Below are 22784 nucleotides of genomic sequence, written 5' to 3' on the forward strand. Positions count from 1 at the left end.
AGGGGACAGAGGACTAACGCAGCTCAGCGCGGACGCGCTCCAGATCTTCCGGGGTATCCACGCCGGTGCCGGGCACTTCCGCCGCTACGGCGACATGGATTTTCTCGCCATACCACAGCACTCGCAGCTGCTCGAGCATTTCAATCTGCTCCAGCGGGCTCGGCGCCCAGCTGACATAGCGGCGGATAAAGCCGGCGCGATAGCCATAGATGCCGATGTGACGCAGCAGGGAGTCACCGATGGTCTCGCGGGATTGGGCAAAGCGATCGCGATCCCAGGGAATAGTCGCGCGGGAGAAATAGAGCGCGTAACCCTTGGCATCCATCACCACTTTCACCGCATTCGGGTTAAACGCCTCTTCCGCATCATGGATCGGTACCGCCAGCGTCGCCATTCCGCTGCTGCTGGCAGCCAGATTCTCCGCCACCTGGCGGACAATCGCCGGGGGGATCATCGGCTCATCGCCCTGAATATTGACGATAATGGTGTCATCGCTGAACGCGCACTTTTCCACCACTTCCGCCAGCCGTTCGGTGCCGGACTGATGGTCGGCGCGGGTCATACAGACCTCGCCGCCGGCGGCTTCAACCGCCCGGGCGACATCTTCGTGATCGGTGGCGACAATAATACGATCCGCGCCGGATTCGCGAGCGCGCTCCAGCACATGGACAATCATCGGCTTACCATTAATGTCCTGCAGTGGTTTTCCCGGCAGGCGCGTGGAGGCGAAACGCGCAGGAATAATGACCACGAAACTCATGAGTGACTCTCTTCTAGCGCCAGCGGACGCGCCTCTGTCTCCAGCAGCACCGGGATACCGTCGCGCAGCGGAAACGCCAGGCTATCAAGTTTGCAAATAAGTTCTTGCTTATCCTGACTGTAATACAGCTTGCCGTTACAGACCGGGCAGGCGATGATTTCAAGTAAACGGTGATCCATGTTTCCTCCTGATGGACCGGATAGATTTCTCAGCAGCATATCACAGGAAGGCAGGCGCCGGGATCAATCGGCGTCGATTTCCCACCCCTGCTCCTGGCCGACAAACAGCCCTTCCGGCAGGCGTCGGCAAAGGATCCGCTCTGCCGATTGCCAGTGTGCGAAGTCGTTAATCGCCCGGCGCAGCCCCTGCTCCAGACCACGGGTGATCTTCACCCCCTCCTCCAGCCATAGAGCGAAGATCTCCAGCTCCCGGCTTTTGCGATGTATTTTACTGTCCATCCGCCCGACCAGTTTTCCCTGGTGCAGCAGAGGCAGTACGAAGTAGCCATACTGACGCTTCGGCGCCGGGGTATAACACTCCAGGCGATAGCTGAAGTTGAACAGCTGCTCAGCGCGTTTCCGATCCCAGACCACCGGGTCGAAGGGCGAGAGCACGGCGCTATGGCTGGCGGTCAGCTTACCGCCGGGCGCGGTCTCCAGCTGCGCCAGCGCCTCGTGATGCAGCCACATCTCGCCGAGTGCTTCCACGTTAACCGGCACCACCAGCCCCTCTTCCTGCCAGGCCGCCAGCAGACCCGGTAGCGACGGCTGGCGCAAGCGATAGTAATCGGCCAGCCACTGGGCGCGGAAGATGCCGAGACTACGGGCGCTATTGCGCAACATAATGGCCTCTGCGTCTTCGCGGGAGAGCGCGTCGCGCTCGTCGTCCCAGTCCGGCATCACCCGCCGGGTTAGATCATACACGCGGTGAAAATTGCGCCGCTCCACCACCATCACTTCGCCGGCGGTAAACAGCCCTTCCAGGTGGCGCTTATGCGGTTTCCACTCCCACCAGCCGCTGGCGCCTTTGCGCGGGTGGGTAAAATCCGCCGAGCGAACCGGGCCGTTTTGTCCGATATGCGCCACCAGCTCGGCAATACTCCCGGCATGCTCCTCCATCCACGCGCGATGGTATTTCCAGCCCATATTGTCGGGATTCAACATGCGATGGCGCACCAGGGCGAAATCGCTGCGCGGCAGAAAGCAGGCTTCATGCGCCCAGTATTCCATTAGCTCGCCGTTGCGCAGCGACTCATCCAGCCAGTGCTGCGGATAGCTGCCAAGACGGCTGAACAGCACCAGGTAGGGGCTGCGGGCCACCACGTTGATGGTATCGATTTGCAGCAGCGACATCTGCTGGATGGTGGAAAGAATGTCTTTCGGGCGAGCGCGACGTCGGGGCTTCTTTAACAACCCCTGCGCCGCGAGATGGAGGTGGCGCGCCTCGTTAAGCGATAGTTGCAATACCGACATGCAGGTTCTCCGTCAGGAATTCCAGCACAGCGGCGAGCAAAGCCGGCGCGTCAGTTAACGTTGCGCCAACGTCGCTAAGTCCGCAAGCAACCGCTGTGCGCGTTCATCGGCCATTATGGCGTCGACCGGTAAATACCACCAGTTTGCAGCGGCGAAATCGCGACATTTCACGGCATCTTTCTCGGTCATCAGCAGCGTCTGATCGGCGGTCACCAGGGCGGCGACATCAGCCTGGCTCAGCGCCTGATGGTCCGCCAGCGCCACGGTTTTGACCGGCTGGACGCCGCAGCTTTCGAGGGTGGCGAAGAAGCGCGGCGGATGGCCGATGCCGGCCATCGCCACCACGTTCGTGAAGGTGGAGACATCGCGACGTTCGCCGGTAAGCAGGTTAACCGCCATCCCTGGGCGCAGCCGCATCGGGATCTCACCCGGACGTGCCACGCCGCCGTTAACGATAACCGCATCAACGCTTTGCAAGCGCGACGCCCGCTCGCGCATCGGCCCGGCAGGCAGCCACCAGCCGTTGCCAAAGCGGCGCACGCCGTCAATAACGACAATTTCTCTGTCCCGCGCGAGCTTATAGTGCTGCAACCCGTCGTCGGTCACAATCATCTGCAGATCGTGCGCGCTGAGCAACGCTTTTACCGCGTCGCTGCGTAGCGGAGCGACAGCGACCGGGGCACCGGTACGCTGATGGATCAACACCGGTTCATCACCCGCCTGCGCCGTACTGGTCCTGTCGTCCAACACCAGCGGATAGCGGTCGGCTTTACCGCCGTAGCCGCGAGACACGACGCCAACGCGAATACCTCGCTGCTGCAGCTGCTCCACCAGCCAGATCACCACCGGCGTTTTGCCATTGCCGCCGGCGGTCAGGTTACCAACAACCACTACCGGCACCGGCGCGCGCCAGGCTTTTTGCCACCCCAGCCGATAGCTGAGGCGAATCACCCCGCTCACCAGGCCATACAGCCAGGAGAGCGGCAGCAGCAGGCGCCACAGCGGCGATTCCCCGGACCAGATGCGCGCGATCATTCGCCGAATTGCATCTTATGCAGCTGGGCGTACACGCCCTTATGCTCCAGCAGGTCATGGTGCGTTCCGCGCTCCACGATCCGCCCGTCTTCAACCACCACGATTTCATCAGCCTGCTCAATGGTCGACAGACGGTGAGCGATAACCAGCGAGGTACGGTTTTTCTGCAGCTCATCCAGCGCCGCCTGAATGGCACGCTCGGACTCGGTATCCAGCGCCGAGGTGGCTTCATCAAGGATCAGGATCGGGCTGTTACGCAGCAGCGCGCGGGCAATAGCAATACGCTGGCGCTGGCCGCCGGACAGCATCACGCCATTCTCGCCGATGATGGTATCCAGACCATTATCCATCTTGTTAATGAAATCCATGGCGTAGGCCATGCGCGCGGCCTCTTCAATCTGCTCGCGGCTGTACTCTTCGGTACGGGCATAGGCGATATTGTTGGCGACGGTATCGTTGAACAGATGCACGTTCTGTGAAACCAGCGCCACCTGATCGCGCAGCGAGCTCAGCTTGTACTCGCGCAGGTCGTGGCCATCCAGCAGGATCTGCCCCTCGTCGACATCGTAGAAGCGGGTGATCAGGCTGGCAATGGTCGATTTACCCGACCCTGAGCGCCCCACCAGCGCCACGGTTTTCCCTTCCGGGATATCGAGATTGATATTGCGCAGCGCGGCCACTTCGCGACCCGGGTAGGTAAAGGTGACGTTCTCGAACTTGAGATTGCCTTTCGCCCGCTCAATGACCCGCGTACCTTCGTCTTTTTCCTGCTCGGAATCGAGGATCGCAAACAGCGTCTGGCACGCCGCCATCCCACGCTGGAACTGGGCATTGACGTTGGTCAGCGACTTCAGCGGACGCATCAGCGCAATCATCGAGGAGAAGACCACGGTAATGGTCCCGGCGGTCAGGGTGTCCATCACGCTCGGGAAGCTGGCGGCATACAGGACAAAGGCCAGCGCCAGGGAGGCGATAAGCTGAATGATCGGGTCGGAGATAGACGAGGCGGAAACCATCTTCATCCCCTGCAGACGCATTTTATTGCTGACTTTATCAAAACGTTTGGTTTCCACTTCCTGGCCGCCAAACATCAGCACCTCTTTGTGCCCTTTCAGCATCTGCTCGGCGCTGGTGGTGACCTGCCCCATCGTGTTCTGCATATTCTTACTGATATTGCGAAAACGCTTGGAGACCACGCGGATCGCCACCGACACAATCGGCGCCAGTACGATCAGGATCAGCGACAGCTGCCAGCTGTAATAGAACATCATCACGAACAGACCGATAATCGATGCCCCTTCGCGGACCACGGTGATCAGCGCGCTGGAAGAGGAGGAGGCGACCTGCTCAGAATCATAGGTGATGCGTGACAGCAGCGTTCCGGTAGACTGCTTGTCAAAGAAGGCCACCGGCATACCCATCATGTGGCCGAACAGGCGACGACGCATGGTCATCACCACTTTGCCGGAAACCCAGGAAATACAATAGCTCGAGATGTAGCTGGTGATCCCACGCAGCACCATCAGGCCGATAACCACCAGCGGCATCCATAGCAGCACTGAGCGATCCGTTTTACCAAAACCATCATCCAATAACGGTTTAAGAAGCGATAACATGAAGGTGTCACTGCCCGCGTTAAGCACCAACGCCACCGCCGCTACGATTAGCCCGGCTTTAAACGGCGCGATAATCGGCCAAAGTCGGCGGAAGGTCTGCCACGTGGAGAGATCTTTATCGTTCTGCATTCAATAAACCAGCTTGTGTTGAAATAGCCGCATATTCTACCCGTTATCGGCGGGCGCGCCAAACCACTGATGATACCAACGCGGTAAAACTTGATCCCGTAAGCTATGGATTTGCCAACCTTCTGCGGAAAAAACCACCGTTATCTGCCCCTGCTGCGGCGTGGCGAACCAGCGATAACCCCGCTGGCGGTAGCGCTGAACCACCTTGTACGAGGGCATCCGCCACGCATTGTAGCGCGAAGCGGAGGCCAGCGCGGCCGCGCCATCCACCCGGCGGATCAGCAGCGCGCTGGAGGAGGTATTGCTGCCGTGGTGGGGAACCTGAATAAGTGTAGACGTCAGATGCCGCCAGTAACGACTGATCATCGCCTGCTCCGCCTGACGTTCTATATCGCCGGTGAGCAGGATGCTGGAGCGACCATCATCGATCCGCACCACACAGGAATGATTGTTACCCTTTGCCGTGCTGCCCGGCAGCGGCCACAGGGCCTGGAAGTTGAGTCCCTGCCATTGCCAGCGCTCACCGCGATGACACGGCAGATGATGCGCCCAGCCTAACGGGCTGCGCACCCACGCCTGCGGCCATGCCTGCAGCACTGAATCAAGGCCGCCGCGATGATCCAGATGTTCATGGCTCAGCATAATCCCTTGCAGCTGCAGATGGTGCCAGCGCAGCCACGGGATAATCACCTGTTGACCGCTATCACCCTGCGGCCAAGCCGGCCCGGTATCGTAAAGCAATGCCTTACCGTGACGCTCGATCACCATCGCCAGCCCCTGTCCGACATCCAGCATCGTCACCCGCCATTCGTCCGCAGGCGGTTGTCGGCTGAATGGCCGCGTCAGTAAAAACAGCACGCTGAGACACAGCGCCGGTGAATGCCGCCAGCTCTGAAAACGCCAGCCCATCACCAACAGCCACGGCAGGATACTGATCCACAGCCAGCGAGCATCCAGCGTCAACCAGCCGTCCGGTAAACGTCGTAATCCCCAAAACAGTAGCGCCAGCACGCGATCGGCCGCCAGCCAGAGTAGCGACTCCACTATATCCGGCCCCGAGAGATGCACCAGCATCGCGGTCAGAATAAGCGGCACCGCCAACAGGGTGACTAACGGTACCGCCAGCAAATTAGCCGCCATCGACGTCAGGCTGACTCCATGGAATAGCAACAACTGCAGCGGCAGCAGCAGCAGCGTCACGCCAGCCTGCAAATGAACAAGAGCAATTATGGTCTTCCACGGCCAGCGCCAGCGGCCGGCAGGCAACGGGAGCCACTGGAACCAGAAGATCAGCCCCGCCACGGCGAAGGCAGATAGCCACAGGCTTTGCGACAGGACCGCCAGCGGGTCGGCAACCAGTATCGCTCCCAGACAGCAGAGCCACACCTGCCACGCCGTCCAGCGTTGACCCGACAAACGTAAAGCACAACAGACCGCAAGCCCTAAGCAAGTGCGCAGGGCCGGCGGCTGCATACCGGTCAGCCAGGCATAGCCGACGGCGCCCGCCAGCCCGGCGACAAGGGGCAACCGCCAGCCAATCCAGCGGCCCGGGAGAATATACTGCACGCCGCGCAGCAACAGCATGATAAGAGAAGCCGCGAGAGCGATATGCAGACCCGAGATAGCCATCAGATGGGAAGTGCCCGTGTTCTGCATCAGGACCTTTATCTCCGTCGGCAGAGACAGCCGCTCCCCCATTCCTAATCCCAACATCACCGCGCGCCAGGGATAAGTCTGCAGTCGCCGGGTCAGCGACGTCAGATAGCGGGCGCGCAGACTGCAGCGGGCATCCAGCGCGGAAGCGGCGACGATCCCTCCGCTCAGCGGTCGGTGCTGCGCCAGCGCATAGCGCTGGCTGTCGAAGCCCCCGTCATTGAGCTGCCCGTGCACCGGGCGCAGGCGCAGCGTCATCAGCCAGTGTTGACCCGCACAGGCTGGCGCAGGTGCAAGTTCCCCGTACAGCGTTACGCCTACCGGGGGAAACAGATAGCGGCCCCGCAGGCGCACCATTTGTCCACGGTGCAAGGTCTGGCCATCCGTCTCGCTAAGGATCACTTCCGCTTGCCGGATGGCGCCGGTAAGGTGCCGGGTCGGCCACAGCGCCTGATGCGCGCTCAATACTCCCCAGACCACCAGCAGAAGCGTCATCGCCACTCCGGCGACGGCCCTTCCATGCAGACGAATCAGCGCCAGCGCCAGTGCGCTCGCGCCCGCCAGACTGTACGGGCCCGGCAAGACGGGTAGCCAGAGAAGCGGCAGCATTGCAATGATGGCGCATCCGGCAAGCCATGGTAGACGCATAAACACCTCCCTGTGAGTGGGCAGTGTTACGCAAAGCGGTGCTGGCGTCCTGGCGGCGAATTCAGGCTTGCGCGGCGCATTCCAGACAATCGCCTCGCTTGCAGCCGGGCACGCTTTTTTTGTGAGGATGGCCGTAAATGGCGGGCACAAAAAAAGCACCCGAAGGTGCTTTCTTTATCGTCAGGCAGGCTGCACGTCGTGCAACTCACCCTTCATAAATATTGGCGCGGTCACGTAATTCTTTCCCGGGCTTAAAGTGCGGAACGTACTTACCTTCCAGTTCGACTTTATCACCAGTTTTCGGGTTACGTCCGGTGCGAGGTGCTCGATAGTGCAGAGAAAAACTGCCGAAACCGCGGATTTCAATGCGCTCACCTTGAGCAAGCGTTGAGGCCATATGTTCCAGCATTTCTTTAACAGCATCTTCCACCGCTTTCGCCGGAATGTGAGATTGCTGGCTGGCAAGTCTTTCAATCAATTCTGACTTGGTCATTATTCCTCCGGTTTCCTTCAAGGCAAAAATTAGCTAACAGCTTAAACAAGGGCGGCCGTAGCCGCCCTTTGTGCTTGATTACAGGACGAATCCTGCAATCTGTCAAGTAAACTCGTCGCTATTCAGGTTGTTATTACCTGAATGACAAAGATTACTCGCCTTTCGCTGCTTTGAACGCTTCAGCCATAGCGTTGTTGGAGAAGTTCGCGTCTTCCTGCTTGTTCACGGTAGCGATAGCGTCTTTTTCTTCCGCTTCGTCTTTCGCACGTACAGACAGGCTCACTACGCGGTTCTTACGATCCACGCCGGTGAATTTCGCTTCAACTTCGTCGCCAACGCTCAGAACCAGAGTTGCGTCTTCAACGCGGTCACGGGATGCTTCAGAAGCACGCAGGTAACCTTCTACGCCGTCAGCCAGTTCTACGGTTGCGCCTTTAGCGTCAACTGCAGTCACTTTACCAACAACGATAGCGCCTTTCTTGTTCAGAGCAACGTAGTTGTTGAACGGATCTTCCGCGAGCTGTTTAACGCCCAGGGAGATACGCTCACGCTCTGCGTCAACCTGCAGAACAACTGCTGCGATTTCGTCGCCTTTTTTGTATTCACGAACTGCTTCTTCGCCTGCAACGTTCCAGGAGATGTCAGACAGGTGAACCAGGCCGTCGATGCCGCCGTCCAGGCCGATGAAGATACCGAAGTCAGTGATAGACTTGATTTTACCTTCAACACGGTCGCCCTTGTTGTGGGTTTCCGCGAACTGCTGCCATGGGTTAGATTTGCACTGCTTCAGACCCAGGGAGATACGACGACGCTCTTCGTCGATATCCAGAACCATTACTTCCACAACGTCGCCAACGTTAACAACTTTGGACGGGTGGATGTTTTTGTTGGTCCAATCCATTTCGGAAACGTGAACCAGGCCTTCAACGCCCTCTTCGATTTCAACGAAGCAGCCGTAGTCGGTCAGGTTGGTCACGCGACCGGTCAGTTTGGTACCTTCCGGATAACGTTTAGCGATAGCTACCCACGGATCTTCGCCCAGCTGTTTCAGGCCCAGGGATACACGGGTACGCTCGCGGTCGAACTTCAGCACTTTAACAGTGATTTCGTCGCCAACGTTTACGATTTCGCTCGGATGCTTAACGCGTTTCCAGGCCATATCGGTGATGTGCAGCAGGCCGTCAACGCCGCCCAGATCAACGAATGCACCGTAGTCAGTGAGGTTCTTAACGATACCTTTGACTTCCATGCCTTCCTGCAGGTTTTCCAGCAGCTGATCGCGCTCTGCGCTGTTTTCGGATTCGATAACGGCACGACGAGAAACAACAACGTTGTTACGCTTCTGGTCCAGCTTGATGACTTTGAACTCAAGCTCTTTGCCTTCCAGGTGCAGCGTGTCGCGCACCGGACGAACGTCTACCAGGGAACCCGGCAGGAACGCACGAATACCGTTCAGCTCAACAGTGAAGCCACCTTTAACTTTGCCGTTGATAACACCGGTAACAGTTTCAGCGTCTTCGTAAGCTTTTTCCAGCGTGATCCAAGCTTCGTGACGTTTAGCTTTCTCACGGGACAGCAGAGTTTCACCGAAGCCGTCTTCTACTGCATCCAGAGCAACGTCAACTTCGTCACCAACCTGGATTTCCAGCTCGCCCTGGGCGTTTTTGAACTGCTCAGCCGGGATGGCGGACTCAGATTTCAGACCGGCGTCAACCAGTACTACGTCTTTGTCGATAGCAACAACAACACCACGAACGATGGAACCCGGGCGGGTTTCGATTTCTTTTAAGGATTCTTCAAACAGTTGAGCAAAAGATTCAGTCATGTTTAATCTTCAGGTTAATATTAACGTCCACCTGGCTCCGTGCCGGATGGGGTTGTTTCACATACCCGCTGACCATCCATTGCCGCGGGGTACTGCTATAATTCGGAGGCTTCGGCGCGTTACCGGTTAAGGCCTACGCAACGGCCAATTTTTCGCGCGCATATTGTAGCGCTTTTTCAATCACTTGCTCAATGTTTAGTTCGGTTGAATCGAGAACTAATGCATCGGCAGCCGGGACAAGCGGCGCCACGGCGCGATTTCGGTCGCGATCGTCACGCTCTTTTATCTCGGACAAAAGACGTTCAAAGTTAACATCAAAGCCCTTTTCCTGCAACTGCCGCATGCGGCGATGCGCCCGCTCGTCGGCCGAGGCATCGAGGAAAATTTTCACCGGCGCGTCCGGGAAAACTACCGTTCCCATATCGCGACCGTCGGCGATAAGCCCTGGCAGTTCGCGGAAGGCGCGCTGGCGGCGCAGCAGCGCTTCGCGAACGCGCGGAAAAGCCGCCACTTTCGAGGCCGCGTTCGCGACCTCCTGAGTGCGAATTTCGCTACTGACATCTTCCCCTTCCAGCACCACTTCCAGGTTGCCGTCAGTAGAAATAAAACGCACGTCAAGATGGGCAGCCAGGGGCACCAGCGCCTCTTCGGACTCCACGTCGACATGATGATGCAGCGCCGCCAGCGCCAGAACGCGGTAGATCGCGCCTGAATCTAACAGATGCCAGCCCAGCGCTTCCGCCATTGCCTTGCACAACGTACCTTTACCCGCACCGCCAGGCCCATCAATGGTGATTACCGGAATATTCGCCGTCATCTTTTTCTCCTTCAGCAAGGCGCATGGAATATAAACGCCGCGCATTATACGCATCAATACGCCGGAAAGTGAGCATTGCTTGTAAATTACGGACTACAGGAAATGAAAAGCAGAAGTTTTGCGCAATTATAGCGGGCTGACAGGACATCAGCCCGCGGGATGACATAGTTTTACTCAGGCGAGGGTACTGATCCGCGCCAGCTGCTCAAAGTAGTCAGGGAACGTTTTGGCCGTACATTTGGGATCAAGGATGGTCACCGGCGTATCAGACAGCGCTACCAGCGAGAAGCACATCGCCATCCGGTGGTCGTTATAGGTGCCGATTTCTGCGTACTTCAACTTTGCCGGCGGGGTGATGCGGATATAATCTTCCCCCTCTTCCACCTCGGCGCCCACTTTACGCAGCTCGGTCGCCATGGCGAACAGACGGTCCGTCTCCTTGACCCGCCAGTTGTAGATATTGCGCAGGGTAGTGGTCCCTTGCGCGAACAGCGCGGCGGTGGCGATGGTCATCGCGGCGTCCGGGATATGGTTCATATCCATATCGACCGCCTTGAGCTCGCCGTGGGTGCAGGCGATGAAATCGTCGCCCCAGGTGACGGTGGCGCCCATTTTCTCCAGTACGTCGGCGAAACGAATGTCGCCCTGTACGCTGTTGCGGCCGATACCGGTGACTTTTACCGTGCCGCCCTTAATGGCGCCAGCGGCGAGGAAATACGAGGCCGAGGAAGCATCGCCTTCCACCAGGTAATCTCCCGGCGACTGATACTGCTGCTTGCCGCGCACCACAAATCGCTGATAAGACTGATTGTCCACCTCAACGCCGAAGGTTTTCATCAGGTGCAGCGTAATGTCGATATAGGGTTTCGACACCAGATCGCCCTTAATGACGATGACGGTATCCTGCGGCGCCAGCGGCGCGGTCATCAGCAGCGCGGTCAGGAACTGGCTGGAGACGCTGCCGTCAACCTCGACGTTGCCGCCCTGAAAACCGCCGCGCAGGCGCAGCGGTGGATAATTTTCCTGCTCCAGATAGTCGATCTGAGCGCCGCCCTGACGCAGGGCATCCACCAGATGGCCGATCGGACGCTCTTTCATCCGCGGTTCGCCGGTCAGCACGATATCGTTGCTGCCAAGGCACAGAGCCGCCGCCAGCGGACGCATCGCGGTACCGGCGTTGCCAAGGAACAGCTCCAGCGCCGCGGCAGAGCGCAACGGGCCGCCGTTGCCGGTCACTTCGCAGCGGGTGCGGTCGGCAGACAGGGTATATTGAACCCCCAGCGCACTCAGGGCATTCAGCATATGGCGCACATCGTCGCTGTCCAGCAGGTTGGTCAGCACCGTCGTGCCGCGGGCCAGGGCAGCCAGCAGCAGCGCGCGGTTGGAGACGCTTTTCGAACCTGGCAGGTTCACGGTGCCCTCTACGCGTGCGATGGGTTGTAACGTCAGGGATTCCATCAAACTTCACTCTCAAACAAACAGAATAAAAACCCCGCAGACAGGCCGCGGGGAGGAAGAAAGAAACAGGCGATTAACCGTGGCGGCGTTCGAAGTCCAGCATAAAGTCGGTTAACGCCTTCACGCCGTCCAGCGGCATGGCGTTGTAGATGGAAGCACGCATGCCGCCCACCACCCGGTGGCCCTTCAGCGCGTGCAGCCCGGCAGCAAACGACTCTTCGAGGAACAGTTTGTCCAGGGCGCTGTCCGCCAGCTGGAACGGTACGTTCATACGCGAACGGTTGGCCTGCGCCACATCGTTACGATAGAAGCCGCTGTTATCGATCACGCCGTAGAGCAGTTCGGCTTTCTGCTGGTTGATTTTATCCATCGCGGCAACCCCGCCCTGCTGTTTCAGCCACTTAAACACCAGTCCAGCCAGATACCATGCGAACGTCGGCGGTGTGTTAAACATCGAGTCATTCTCGCTTAACACGGTGTAGTCAAGAATTGACGGGCAGGCCACGCTGGCTTTGCCCAGCAGATCTTCACGCACGATGACCAGCGTCAGCCCAGCCGGACCGATATTCTTCTGCGCGCCGGCGTAGATTACGCCGAAGCGGTTGACGTCAATTTCGCGGGAAAGAATGGTGGAGGAGAAATCGGCGGTCACGATGACGTCGTCGCCGAAGTTCGGCGTCTCATCAATCGCGATACCGTCAATGGTTTCGTTCGGGCAGTAGTGCAGATAGGCCGCCCCCGGGGTCAGCTGCCACTCGCTCATCGGCTTCACAGCGCGCTTGCCGTCGACGGTGATTTTCGCGTCGATAACGTTCGGCGTGCAGTATTTCTTCGCCTCTTTGACCGCGCTGGCCGCCCAGTAGCCGGCGTCCACATAGTCAGCGACCTTTTTATCGCCGAGGATGTTCAGCGGGATCCCGGCGAACTGGCCGCGGCCGCCGCCGTGGCAGAATAAAACTTTATAGTTGGAAGGGATGTTCAGCAGAGCGCGGAAGTCCTGTTCTGCCTCTTCTGCCACCTGGATAAACTCCTTACCACGGTGACTGATCTCCATGACCGACGTCCCCAGACCGTGCCAGTCGCACAGTTCCTGCTGCGCCAGTTTGAGTACTTCCGCCGGCAGCATTGCCGGGCCCGAACTGAAGTTATAGACCTGAGCCATTTCCCCTCACCACGTTGCTATGTTGTTTTGCCCGCGAACCGCCGCGGGCATAAGTTATTCCTGTGGCTATCGGTTTTATCATTCAGTGACAAGGTCCGCAATGGCTAAAACTCGCCGACGGTAAAACGCGGCCGCCGTCACACAACAGAATCTATCGGCTTGACGTAATAAAACCGACATATTTGCTGTCAGGTAAGCCGTTTCGCCCGGCTGGCCTTCGACCATTCTGCATTTGCGCAGCGCGGACATATTCGTTTTTCTCCCGCCTGCATCGCCATTACGATGCTGCAGCGCACGCAGGCATAGATCCCCTCTTGCGGAATGGTGGTATAGCGTGTGGTACAATGCGCTGGAAGGATCGATAATCCGGCCCTCACCTCTTCATCGGGATAATAAAACACGCTGATCTGCCCGTTGGTTTCGAGGATTGCCAGCCGGACCTGGCCAAGCTGCTCGACGCTGTTGACCCGCAGCTCCATAAAAAATTCGAATTCGGTCATGTTTTCCGCATGCAGCTTCTCCCAGGCCAACTGTCCCTCTTCCACCACTACGATAGGTTTCCCCTCCAGTAGATCCTCCAGCTTTTCGCTATGCCCCATCAGCCACATAATGCCGCGATACAGTAGCGCCAGCGTAACGAAGACCACCAGCACCGGCAGCAGCGGCACATCGTCATAAAACGCCACGTCACCCGCCGCCGAGCCGAGGGTCAAAATAATCAGCACCTCGAACAGCGACATCTGCCGCACGCCGCGCCGTCCGGTAATCTTGAGGAAAATAAAGACCAGAACGAAGGTATAGAGGCTGCGCAACGCCACCTCCGCCAGGAATTCCACCGGTACTTTATCGAGCGCCATCCGCTGCCAGTCAAAGGCTTTCATTTTCCATCTCCCTGTGTATTAAAGATGCCTCTAAGCATAGCCAGATGATGGAGATAGCACCTGTCAGATAAAAGCCGTATCATTGCGCGCTTTCCGTACGACAAAAGTGATCGCCATGACCCAAACGTTTATTCCCGGCAAAGATGCCGCCCTGGAAGATTCCATCGCTCGCTTCCAGCAGAAATTGCTCGACCTCGGATTTGATATCGAAGAGGCCTCGTGGCTGAACCCGGTGCCGCACGTGTGGTCCGTTCACATTCGCGATAAAGCGTGCGCGCTGTGCTTTACCAATGGTAAAGGCGCCACCAAAAAGGCAGCCCTGGCCTCCGCGCTGGGCGAATATTTCGAACGTCTGTCCACTAACTATTTCTTCGCCGACTTCTGGTTAGGCGACACTATCGCTAACGGCCCGTTTGTTCACTACCCGAACGAAAAGTGGTTCCCGCTGACTGAGGATGATGAAGTCCCGGAAGGTCTGCTGGATGCCCGCCTGCGCGCGTTCTACGATCCTGACGATCAGTTAACGGCCAGTATGCTGGTGGATCTGCAGTCGGGTAACGATGAGCGCGGCGTGTGCGGTCTGCCTTTTACCCGCCAGTCCGACGGCGAAACCGTCTATATTCCGATGAATATTGTCGGCAACCTGTACGTCTCCAACGGCATGTCCGCCGGTAACACCCGCAACGAAGCGCGGGTACAGGGTCTGTCAGAGGTCTTTGAACGTCACATTAAAAACCGCATCATCGCTGAAAGCATCAGCCTGCCGGAGATCCCGGCGGAAGTCATGGCGCGCTATCCGGGCGTCGTGGAATCGATCGCCAAACTGGAAGCTGAAGGTTTCCCGATCTTTGCCTATGATGGCTCGCTCGGCGGCAAATATCCGGTTATCTGCGTCGTGCTGTTTAACCCGGCTAACGGCACCTGCTTCGCCTCCTTCGGCGCCCACCCGGACTTTGGCGTGGCGCTGGAGCGAACCGTCACCGAACTGCTGCAGGGCCGCAGCCTGAAAGACCTCGATGTCTTCACGCCGCCAACCTTCGATGACGAAGAGGTCGCCGAGCACACGAACCTCGAAACCCACTTTATCGACTCCAGCGGCCTGATCTCCTGGGATATGTTCAAGCAGGACGCCGACTATCCATTCGTTGACTGGAGCTTCTCTGGTACTACCGAAGAAGAGTTCGCCACCCTGATGGCCATCTTCAAGGCCGAAGATAAAGAAGTGTACATCGCCGACTACGAGCACCTGGGCGTTTACGCCTGCCGTATCATCGTCCCGGGGATGTCGGACATATACCCGGCGGAAGACCTGTGGCTGGCGAACAACAGCATGGGCGCTCATCTGCGGGACACCATTCTGTCCCTGCCGGGCAGCGAGTGGGATAAAGAAGATTACCTGGCGCTGATCGAGCAGATGGACGATGAGGGTCTGGATGATTTCACCCGCGTTCGCGAACTGCTGGGGCTCGCCACCGGAAAAGACAACGGCTGGTATACCCTGCGCGTCGGCGAGCTGAAAGCGATGCTGGCCCTGGCCGGCGGCGATCTGGAACAGGCGCTGATCTGGACCGAGTGGACCATGGAATTTAATGCTTCGGTCTTCAGCGCGGAGCGCGCGAACTACTATCGCTGTCTGCAAACCCTGCTGCTGCTGAGCCAGGAAGAAGAGCGTCAGCCGCTGCAGTACCTGAACGCCTTCATCCGTATGTACGGCGCCGACGCGGTCGAAGCCGCCAGCGCGGCGCTGAGCGGGGAAGCGCCGTTCTATGGTCTCCAGGCGGTCGATAGCGATCTGCAGGCCTTCCCGGCCCATCAGTCGCTGCTGAAAGCCTATGAAAAACTGCAGCGGGCGAAAGCGGCGTTTTGGGCAAAATAAGCCCAGCTTGCGCCATCGTTCATGCTTACAACGGAGCCCTCAGCGGCTCCGTTATTTAACCCTGAGAAAGCGCCTCCTATAATTTGTAGTTGTAAAGTTAATTAATGTTAAATAACGCCATTTCATCATTTATCAATTGTTAAATTTAATAAAAATACTCCATTTTAATTAACTCAAAAATGGGGGTAAAAAAGAAAAAATTCAACATTATCTATAAAATTTAAAAATTATTTTCTCTATACATTTCATTGGCTTACTGATAATTTCAATAAAAACCACACACTAAAAAGGCATATAGTTCCGGTGAGATATGATCTATATCAATTTCCCTTCTATAATGCTTTGTTAGTATCTCACCGCCAACTTATATAAAGAGAGAGTTAGTGTGAAAGCTGACAACCCTTTTGATCTTTTGCTCCCTGCCGCGATGGCGAAAGTCGCCGAAGAAGCAGGTGTCTATAAAGCAACGAAGCATCCGATGAAGACGTTTTATCTGGCGATCACCGCTGGCGTTTTCATCTCCATCGCTTTCGTATTCTATATCACCGCGACCACCGGCACTGCCGCGATGCCTTATGGGATTGCCAAACTTATCGGTGGGATCTGTTTTTCTCTGGGTCTGATTCTGTGCGTTATCTGCGGCGCTGACCTCTTTACCTCTACGGTACTGATCGTGGTGGCCAAAGCCAGCGGTCGAATTACCTGGGGGCAACTGGCAAAAAACTGGCTCAACGTCTATTTTGGTAACCTGGTGGGCGCGCTGCTGTTTGTGCTGCTGATGTGGTTATCAGGCGAATATATGACTGCCAACGGCGGCTGGGGGCTAAACGTTCTGCAGACCGCCGACCACAAAATGCACCATACTTTTGTGGAGGCCGTGAGCCTGGGTATCCTCGCTAACCTGATGGTTTGTCTCGCCGTATGGATGAGCTATTCCGGTCGTAGCCTGATGGATAAAGCGATGATCATGGTCCTGCCGGTAGCGATGTTCGTTGCCAGCGGCTTTGAGCACAGCATCGCCAACATGTTTATGATCCCGATGGGTATCGTAATCCGCAACTTTGCAAGCCCGGAATTCTGGACCGCCATCGGTTCGACTCCGGAAAGTTTCTCTCACTTGACCGTTATGAACTTCATCACTGATAACCTGATTCCGGTAACTATCGGGAACATTATCGGCGGGGGTCTGCTGGTCGGGTTGACATACTGGGTCATTTACCTGCGTGGCAACGACCATCACTAAGGGTTGTTTCAGGCAGTAAATAAAAAATCCACTTAAGAAGGTAGGTGTTACATGTCCGAGCTTAATGAAAAGTTAGCCACAGCCTGGGAAGGTTTTACGAAAGGTGACTGGCAGAATGAAGTCAACGTCCGTGACTTTATTCAGAAAAACTACACCCCATATGAAGGCGACGAATCCTTCCTGGCTGGCGCGACTGAAGCGACCACCAAGCTGTGGGACACCGTAATGGAAGGTGTAAAACAGGAAAACCGCACTCACGCGCCTGTTGATTTTGACACTGCCCTGGCTTCCACCATCACCTCTCACGACGCGGGCTATATCGAGAAAGGTCTGGAAAAAATCGTTGGTCTGCAGACCGAAGCGCCGCTGAAACGTGCGATCATCCCGTTCGGTGGTATCAAAATGGTTGAAGGTTCCTGCAAAGCGTATAATCGCGAGCTGGACCCGATGCTGAAAAAAATCTTCACAGAGTACCGTAAAACTCACAACCAGGGCGTTTTCGACGTCTATACCCCGGACATCCTGCGCTGCCGTAAATCCGGCGTGCTGACGGGTCTGCCGGATGCTTACGGTCGTGGTCGTATCATCGGTGACTACCGTCGCGTTGCGCTGTACGGTATCGACTTCCTGATGAAAGACAAATTCGCCCAGTTCAACTCTCTGCAAGCGAAACTGGAAAGCGGCGAAGACCTGGAAGCGACCATCCGTCTGCGTGAAGAAATCGCTGAACAACACCGCGCACTGGGCCAGATCAAAGAGATGGCCGCTAAATATGGCTATGACATCTCCGGTCCGGCGACCACCGCTCAGGAAGCGATTCAGTGGACCTACTTCGGTTACCTGGCTGCCGTGAAATCTCAGAACGGCGCGGCAATGTCCTTCGGTCGTACCTCCAGCTTCCTGGATATCTACATCGAGCGTGACCTGCAGGCGGGTAAAATCACCGAGCAAGACGCGCAGGAAATGGTTGACCACCTGGTCATGAAACTGCGTATGGTTCGCTTCCTGCGTACCCCGGAATATGATGAACTGTTCTCCGGCGACCCGATTTGGGCAACGGAATCCATCGGCGGTATGGGCGTTGACGGCCGTACTCTGGTGACCAAAAACAGCTTCCGCTTCCTGAACACCCTGTACACCATGGGGCCGTCTCCGGAGCCGAACATTACTATCCTGTGGTCTGAAAAACTGCCGCTGAGCTTCAAGAAATTCGCCGCTAAAGTGTCCATCGATACCTCTTCTCTGCAGTATGAGAACGATGACCTGATGCGTCCGGACTTCAACAACGACGACTACGCTATCGCATGCTGCGTAAGCCCGATGGTTGTTGGTAAGCAAATGCAGTTCTTCGGCGCTCGCGCTAACCTCGCGAAAACCATGCTGTACGCTATCAACGGCGGCGTGGATGAAAAACTGAAAATGCAGGTTGGTCCGAAATCTGAACCGATCAAAGGCGACGTCCTGAACTTCGACGAAGTAATGGATCGCATGGATCACTTCATGGACTGGCTGGCTAAACAGTACGTCACCGCGCTGAACATCATCCACTACATGCACGACAAGTACAGCTACGAAGCCTCTCTGATGGCGCTGCACGACCGTGACGTTATCCGCACCATGGCGTGTGGTATCGCTGGTCTGTCCGTTGCTGCTGACTCCCTGTCTGCTATCAAATATGCGAAAGTTAAACCGATTCGTGACGAAGACGGTCTGGCTATCGACTTCGAAATCGAAGGCGAATACCCGCAGTTTGGTAACAACGACCCTCGCGTCGATGACATGGCCGTTGACCTGGTTGAACGTTTCATGAAGAAAATTCAGAAACTGCACACCTACCGCAACGCTATCCCGACTCAGTCTGTTCTGACCATCACCTCTAACGTGGTGTACGGTAAGAAAACCGGTAATACCCCAGACGGTCGTCGCGCTGGCGCGCCGTTCGGTCCAGGTGCTAACCCGATGCACGGCCGTGACCAGAAAGGCGCAGTAGCCTCTCTGACCTCCGTCGCTAAACTGCCGTTTGCTTACGCGAAAGATGGTATCTCTTATACCTTCTCTATCGTGCCGAACGCGCTGGGTAAAGACGACGAAGTTCGTAAGACCAACCTGGCGGGTCTGATGGATGGTTACTTCCATCACGAAGCGTCCATCGAAGGTGGTCAGCACCTGAACGTGAACGTCATGAACCGCGAAATGCTGCTCGACGCGATGGAAAACCCGGAAAAATATCCGCAGCTGACCATCCGTGTATCTGGCTACGCCGTACGTTTTAACTCCCTGACCAAAGAACAGCAGCAGGATGTAATTACCCGTACCTTCACTCAGACCATGTAATTCCCTGTCTGACTGAAAAGGCGTACAATAAAGGCCCCACATCAGTGGGGCCTTTTTAACAAGCATTCCCCGCCCCAGCCTGCTTTGCCAGTTATCTATACTTTGGGTACCTGTCAAAACAGACTCGACGCAGCCGCGGAGCTGCGCACCAACACGGCCCCGGATGGGCCACATCTGGAGAAAACACCGCAATGTCAGTTATTGGTCGCATTCACTCCTTTGAATCCTGTGGCACCGTTGATGGCCCGGGCATCCGCTTTATTACCTTTTTCCAGGGCTGCCTGATGCGCTGCCTGTACTGCCATAACCGTGACACCTGGGATACCCACGGCGGCAAAGAAATCACCGTTGAAGAATTAATGAAAGAGGTGGTGACCTATCGTCACTTTATGAATGCTTCCGGCGGCGGCGTCACCGCCTCGGGCGGTGAGGCGATCCTGCAGGCGGAGTTTGTTCGCGACTGGTTCCGCGCGTGTAAGAAAGAAGGCATCCACACCTGCCTGGATACCAACGGCTTCGTACGTCGCTACGATCCGGTTATCGACGAGCTGCTGGAGGTAACAGACCTGGTGATGCTGGATCTCAAGCAGATGAACGATGAGATTCACCAGAACCTGGTCGGCGTCTCTAACCATCGTACGCTGGAATTCGCCCAGTATCTGGCGAAGAAGAATATCAATGTCTGGATCCGCTACGTGGTGGTTCCCGGCTGGTCAGACGATGATGATTCCGCGCACCGCCTGGGCGAATTTACCCGCGATATGGGCAATGTCGAAAAAATCGAGCTGCTGCCCTACCATGAGCTGGGTAAACACAAATGGGTAGCGATGGGCGAAGAGTACAAGCTGGACGGCGTCCATCCGCCGAAGAAAGAGACCATGGAGCGGGTAAAAGGCATCCTTGAGCAGTATGGTCACAAAGTAATGTACTAATCCCGCCCGGGCCGGTGATGCGCTTATGCCGGCCTGCAACGGCGTGGGAAGCTGTGTCCGCCCCGCCGTTTCATTCTCATGAAAAACGACTTGTCCTCTCTGCGGCAGAAAGCCTATGCGATTGCAGCAGATGATGCGCAGCATGCGCTGCGCGTTGCAGGGTCAGGCGTGCGCCACCGGCGTCGGATGATGCCCGGCTTTGCGCAGCAGGGTCAGCAGATAGATAAACGACACGCTGGCGATCATGATAAACAGCAGGTTGTCTGAGAAGTTCTGCATCAGCATCGCCGTCAGGGTCGGGCCCAGCAGGCTGCCGATGGTATAGCTCATCAGCAGCGCCTGATTCATCGCCACCAGCTGATGGTGCTCCACTTTTTCACAGGCCCAGGCCATCGCCACCGGATACAGCGTGAAACCAGATGCCCCAAGCACAAACAGCGCCGGGGCCATTGCCGCCTGACTAAGCATCGCCAGACATCCCAGAATGACCACAAAGACCTGTACCCGCAGCACCAGCAGGCGACCGTAGCGGTCTGCCAGGCGCCCTACCGGCCACTGGCCGAGGATCCCCGCACTCACCATCACCGCCATCCAGAAGCCGATGCCGGAGTCGCTGACGCCCTGATGGTTCAGCCACAGCGGCATCAGGCCATACAGCGAGCCGAGGACAATCCCCGAAATAATACAGCCATTGACCCCGTGGCGCGCCTGGCGCAGCTTCAGCATCGGCCAGATACGTACCGTTTCATGCGGTTCTTCTGCCTGCCCCATAATGCGGGTAAACAGCAACGGCAGGATCGCCGCCAGCGCCAGGCCGGTCACCCACGGCAGGACGCTCATTAAATCGGTGGGTAATTTACTGACCATCAGCTGGCCCAGTACGGTACCGACGTAATAGACCATCATGTACGCCGCCAGCAGACGACCGCGACTGCGGGAAGTGCCGCTGCAAACCAGCGCGCTTTCCACCACCACCCAGATCATCGCGCAACCTACGCCGGCGATAAAACGCCAGCTCAGCCATGTCCAGAAGCCAACGGTGATCCCCAGCCCTACGCAGCCGACGGCGAAAATTAACGATGCGAGATAATAGCTACGGTTAAACCCCAGGCGCTTGATCACCCAGCCGGCCAGCAACGTACCGGCCAGGTTGCCGGTAAAATAGGATGACCCCACCATGCCGACCTGCCAGGTTGGCATGTTTTCATGGGCGAGCCAGAGCGGGACGAGCGTATTCAGCACCGCTATCGCCAGGGTCAATAAAAGCAGGCCACAGAGCAGCATTTGCACTGGCCGGGTGTAGATGGTCATGGGTAAAAACCGTGAGGAATGTTCAGATCGCGAGCGCATCATGCCACTGCTAAAAACATTGTCAATCCACCTGAAATCAGGCGTGACGCGGTTTTGTCGGCTACGATAGAAGTTTTTTATCCAGAGGATGGAAAAAGGTGAGACAACAGATAATACGCTATTGTTTTTGCTGGTTTATTAATAAATGCCGAAGTTAATTTCAGTTGAAAAATTTCATCTATCGACAGCACGTTTTCATCATGCCGGTGGTTAGGCACCGGCATGATGGAGGTAGTTAACTGGCGACAGCCATCCCAACGGTCATATGCAGGCCATAGAATACGCCGCGGCCGATCATCTCTCCCGCCAGTATCAGAACAAAGGCCAGGCCGAGCAGCGAGACCGCCGGTTTGCGGCCGCGAATCTGCGGCACGCACCAGCAGGCCAGGGCCAGCGCCAGCAGCACCACGCGCCAGGCCATAAGCAACCCGTAATCCGGCACCAGGGCGGAGGCCTGCTGAACTGAGCTGCGGATGGTGGCAAGTTCACTTCCCTGCATCACGACCACCATAATACTGACCAGCAGCGCCAGCAAACTAACCACCGGCAGCAGGCGCAGCGCCCAACCATCGACGCCTGCGACGCGCAGCAGCAGGTAGCCCAGCAGTGGACCGCCGATAAACAGCGTCAGGAAGAAGCTCAGCGGTGTCCAAACGGTGTACCAGGTCGGCACCGTGTCGATGGTGTTGTACACCCGCACCATCATCCACACGAAAATCACGCCCAGCACCATGGTCACCACCAGCCACAGGCTCCGCAGGCCGGCAGGCAGCTTTTTGCACACGGCCAGCAGCCAGCCAATTCCGCCGACGGCGAAGAAGATCGCCCCGCTGGCTATTTCATTACTCAGCGACGAGGCTCCCACGCGATTCAGCGAATTAAAGGCCCGCAGCGGCGAGCCAAGGTGCATCGTCGAGGCAATAAACCCGATCCCCATCAATACCCACAGTCCGAGCATGCTGCCCACCACGCGCTGCTCCTGCTCACGGGAAAGCTTGCCTGTCATCAGCGCCAGCGCCAGAACAATAAAGCCGCCTACGACGCACTGGCCGAATACCGTAAAGACCATCAGCGGCCATTCATGCCATCCGTTTCCCATC

General features: G+C 57.0%; 18 protein-coding genes. 4 read left to right on the plus strand and 14 right to left on the minus strand.

The features are described 5' to 3' along the window. Nucleotides 1-13: 13 nt before the first annotated feature. From kdsB to RRF55_RS00960, 12 genes are all read right to left on the minus strand, one after another. Entirely contained in the window at nucleotides 14-760 is a 747-nt protein-coding gene (gene kdsB, locus RRF55_RS00905) for a 3-deoxy-manno-octulosonate cytidylyltransferase (RefSeq protein ID WP_002898180.1), read from the minus strand. Continuing rightward, entirely contained in the window at nucleotides 757-939 is a 183-nt protein-coding gene (gene ycaR / locus RRF55_RS00910) for a protein YcaR (RefSeq protein WP_002898177.1), read from the minus strand. Before ycaR ends, kdsB begins: the two co-directional genes overlap by 4 nt. A gap of 63 nt (nucleotides 940-1002) precedes the next feature. Further along, entirely contained in the window at nucleotides 1003-2232 is a 1230-nt protein-coding gene (locus tag RRF55_RS00915) for a winged helix-turn-helix domain-containing protein (RefSeq protein WP_032414729.1), read from the minus strand. A gap of 54 nt (nucleotides 2233-2286) precedes the next feature. Next, nucleotides 2287-3267 (minus strand): tetraacyldisaccharide 4'-kinase, encoded by a 981-nt coding sequence (gene lpxK / locus RRF55_RS00920; protein ID WP_023282335.1) that lies wholly within the window; start codon nucleotides 3265-3267, stop codon nucleotides 2287-2289. Beyond that, the gene (gene msbA, locus RRF55_RS00925) at nucleotides 3264-5012 is read right to left on the minus strand and encodes a lipid A ABC transporter ATP-binding protein/permease MsbA (protein ID WP_002898170.1); all 1749 of its coding nucleotides are present in this window, start codon (nucleotides 5010-5012) and stop codon (nucleotides 3264-3266) included. Before msbA ends, lpxK begins: the two co-directional genes overlap by 4 nt. Before the next feature lie 36 nt (nucleotides 5013-5048). After that, the gene (locus RRF55_RS00930; RefSeq protein WP_023284913.1) at nucleotides 5049-7313 is read right to left on the minus strand and encodes a ComEC family protein; all 2265 of its coding nucleotides are present in this window, start codon (nucleotides 7311-7313) and stop codon (nucleotides 5049-5051) included. Between the two features lie 205 nt (nucleotides 7314-7518). Further along, complete coding sequence (gene ihfB / locus RRF55_RS00935; RefSeq protein WP_002898165.1) at nucleotides 7519-7806, minus strand: integration host factor subunit beta; 288 nt, start codon at nucleotides 7804-7806, stop codon at nucleotides 7519-7521. Between the two features lie 151 nt (nucleotides 7807-7957). Continuing rightward, nucleotides 7958-9631 carry a 30S ribosomal protein S1 gene (gene rpsA, locus RRF55_RS00940; RefSeq protein ID WP_002898162.1) on the minus strand — a complete coding sequence of 558 codons (1674 nt, stop codon included), beginning with the start codon at nucleotides 9629-9631 and terminating at the stop codon, nucleotides 7958-7960. 133 nt (nucleotides 9632-9764) lie between these two features. Further along, a complete protein-coding gene (cmk, locus tag RRF55_RS00945; RefSeq protein WP_002898160.1) occupies nucleotides 9765-10448 on the minus strand; it encodes a (d)CMP kinase in 684 nt (227 codons plus the stop codon). A gap of 174 nt (nucleotides 10449-10622) precedes the next feature. Continuing rightward, nucleotides 10623-11906, minus strand: a complete 1284-nt coding sequence (gene aroA / locus RRF55_RS00950) for a 3-phosphoshikimate 1-carboxyvinyltransferase (RefSeq protein WP_002898157.1) — start codon at nucleotides 11904-11906, stop codon at nucleotides 10623-10625. A 73-nt stretch (nucleotides 11907-11979) separates the two neighbouring features. Further along, complete coding sequence (serC, locus tag RRF55_RS00955) at nucleotides 11980-13068, minus strand: 3-phosphoserine/phosphohydroxythreonine transaminase (protein WP_002898155.1); 1089 nt, start codon at nucleotides 13066-13068, stop codon at nucleotides 11980-11982. 188 nt (nucleotides 13069-13256) lie between these two features. Beyond that, on the minus strand, nucleotides 13257-13949 hold the full coding sequence (locus tag RRF55_RS00960) for a DUF421 domain-containing protein (protein WP_002898152.1): 693 nt from the start codon (nucleotides 13947-13949) through the stop codon (nucleotides 13257-13259). A 115-nt stretch (nucleotides 13950-14064) separates the two neighbouring features. Here RRF55_RS00960 and ycaO point away from each other — a divergent pair, with 115 nt between their 5' ends. The 4 genes from ycaO (at nucleotide 14065) to pflA (ending at nucleotide 20334) form a co-directional block, all read left to right on the plus strand. Next, nucleotides 14065-15825 carry a 30S ribosomal protein S12 methylthiotransferase accessory factor YcaO gene (gene ycaO, locus RRF55_RS00965; protein ID WP_032415649.1) on the plus strand — a complete coding sequence of 587 codons (1761 nt, stop codon included), beginning with the start codon at nucleotides 14065-14067 and terminating at the stop codon, nucleotides 15823-15825. A 385-nt stretch (nucleotides 15826-16210) separates the two neighbouring features. Further along, nucleotides 16211-17068 (plus strand): formate transporter FocA, encoded by an 858-nt coding sequence (gene focA / locus RRF55_RS00970; protein ID WP_002898150.1) that lies wholly within the window; start codon nucleotides 16211-16213, stop codon nucleotides 17066-17068. A gap of 51 nt (nucleotides 17069-17119) precedes the next feature. Further along, nucleotides 17120-19402: a formate C-acetyltransferase gene (pflB, locus tag RRF55_RS00975; RefSeq protein WP_023328691.1), complete on the plus strand. Its 2283-nt coding sequence runs from the start codon at nucleotides 17120-17122 to the stop codon at nucleotides 19400-19402. 191 nt (nucleotides 19403-19593) lie between these two features. After that, nucleotides 19594-20334, plus strand: coding sequence for a pyruvate formate lyase 1-activating protein (gene pflA / locus RRF55_RS00980; RefSeq protein WP_002898145.1), 741 nt, complete (start codon nucleotides 19594-19596; stop codon nucleotides 20332-20334). A 162-nt stretch (nucleotides 20335-20496) separates the two neighbouring features. Here the strand turns inward: pflA and RRF55_RS00985 are convergent, their stop codons facing one another. Both RRF55_RS00985 and RRF55_RS00990 read right to left on the minus strand, forming a co-directional pair. After that, nucleotides 20497-21645, minus strand: a complete 1149-nt coding sequence (locus RRF55_RS00985) for an MFS transporter (RefSeq protein ID WP_004150843.1) — start codon at nucleotides 21643-21645, stop codon at nucleotides 20497-20499. 274 nt (nucleotides 21646-21919) lie between these two features. Continuing rightward, a complete protein-coding gene (locus RRF55_RS00990) occupies nucleotides 21920-22783 on the minus strand; it encodes a dimethyl sulfoxide reductase anchor subunit family protein (RefSeq protein ID WP_004183542.1) in 864 nt (287 codons plus the stop codon). Between the last annotated feature and the right edge of the window lies 1 nt (nucleotide 22784).

Origin of the sequence: Klebsiella sp. K47, from assembly GCF_051858335.1 — a bacterium.
GTDB classification, from domain to species: Bacteria; Pseudomonadota; Gammaproteobacteria; order Enterobacterales; family Enterobacteriaceae; genus Klebsiella; species Klebsiella pneumoniae.

What these genes read in the sequence shown, in the direction of transcription:
- kdsB (WP_002898180.1), bottom strand. Translation starts at nt 760, where the DNA reads ATGAGTTTCGTGGTCATTATTCCTGCGCGTTTCGCCTCCACGCGCCTG.
- ycaR (WP_002898177.1), bottom strand. Translation starts at nt 939, where the DNA reads ATGGATCACCGTTTACTTGAAATCATCGCCTGCCCGGTCTGTAACGGC.
- RRF55_RS00915 (WP_032414729.1), bottom strand. Translation starts at nt 2,232, where the DNA reads ATGTCGGTATTGCAACTATCGCTTAACGAGGCGCGCCACCTCCATCTC.
- lpxK (WP_023282335.1), bottom strand. Translation starts at nt 3,267, where the DNA reads ATGATCGCGCGCATCTGGTCCGGGGAATCGCCGCTGTGGCGCCTGCTG.
- msbA (WP_002898170.1), bottom strand. Translation starts at nt 5,012, where the DNA reads ATGCAGAACGATAAAGATCTCTCCACGTGGCAGACCTTCCGCCGACTT.
- RRF55_RS00930 (WP_023284913.1), bottom strand. Translation starts at nt 7,313, where the DNA reads ATGCGTCTACCATGGCTTGCCGGATGCGCCATCATTGCAATGCTGCCG.
- ihfB (WP_002898165.1), bottom strand. Translation starts at nt 7,806, where the DNA reads ATGACCAAGTCAGAATTGATTGAAAGACTTGCCAGCCAGCAATCTCAC.
- rpsA (WP_002898162.1), bottom strand. Translation starts at nt 9,631, where the DNA reads ATGACTGAATCTTTTGCTCAACTGTTTGAAGAATCCTTAAAAGAAATC.
- cmk (WP_002898160.1), bottom strand. Translation starts at nt 10,448, where the DNA reads ATGACGGCGAATATTCCGGTAATCACCATTGATGGGCCTGGCGGTGCG.
- aroA (WP_002898157.1), bottom strand. Translation starts at nt 11,906, where the DNA reads ATGGAATCCCTGACGTTACAACCCATCGCACGCGTAGAGGGCACCGTG.
- serC (WP_002898155.1), bottom strand. Translation starts at nt 13,068, where the DNA reads ATGGCTCAGGTCTATAACTTCAGTTCGGGCCCGGCAATGCTGCCGGCG.
- RRF55_RS00960 (WP_002898152.1), bottom strand. Translation starts at nt 13,949, where the DNA reads ATGAAAGCCTTTGACTGGCAGCGGATGGCGCTCGATAAAGTACCGGTG.
- ycaO (WP_032415649.1), top strand. Translation starts at nt 14,065, where the DNA reads ATGACCCAAACGTTTATTCCCGGCAAAGATGCCGCCCTGGAAGATTCC.
- pflB (WP_023328691.1), top strand. Translation starts at nt 17,120, where the DNA reads ATGTCCGAGCTTAATGAAAAGTTAGCCACAGCCTGGGAAGGTTTTACG.
- pflA (WP_002898145.1), top strand. Translation starts at nt 19,594, where the DNA reads ATGTCAGTTATTGGTCGCATTCACTCCTTTGAATCCTGTGGCACCGTT.
- RRF55_RS00985 (WP_004150843.1), bottom strand. Translation starts at nt 21,645, where the DNA reads ATGACCATCTACACCCGGCCAGTGCAAATGCTGCTCTGTGGCCTGCTT.
- RRF55_RS00990 (WP_004183542.1), bottom strand. Translation starts at nt 22,783, where the DNA reads ATGGGAAACGGATGGCATGAATGGCCGCTGATGGTCTTTACGGTATTC.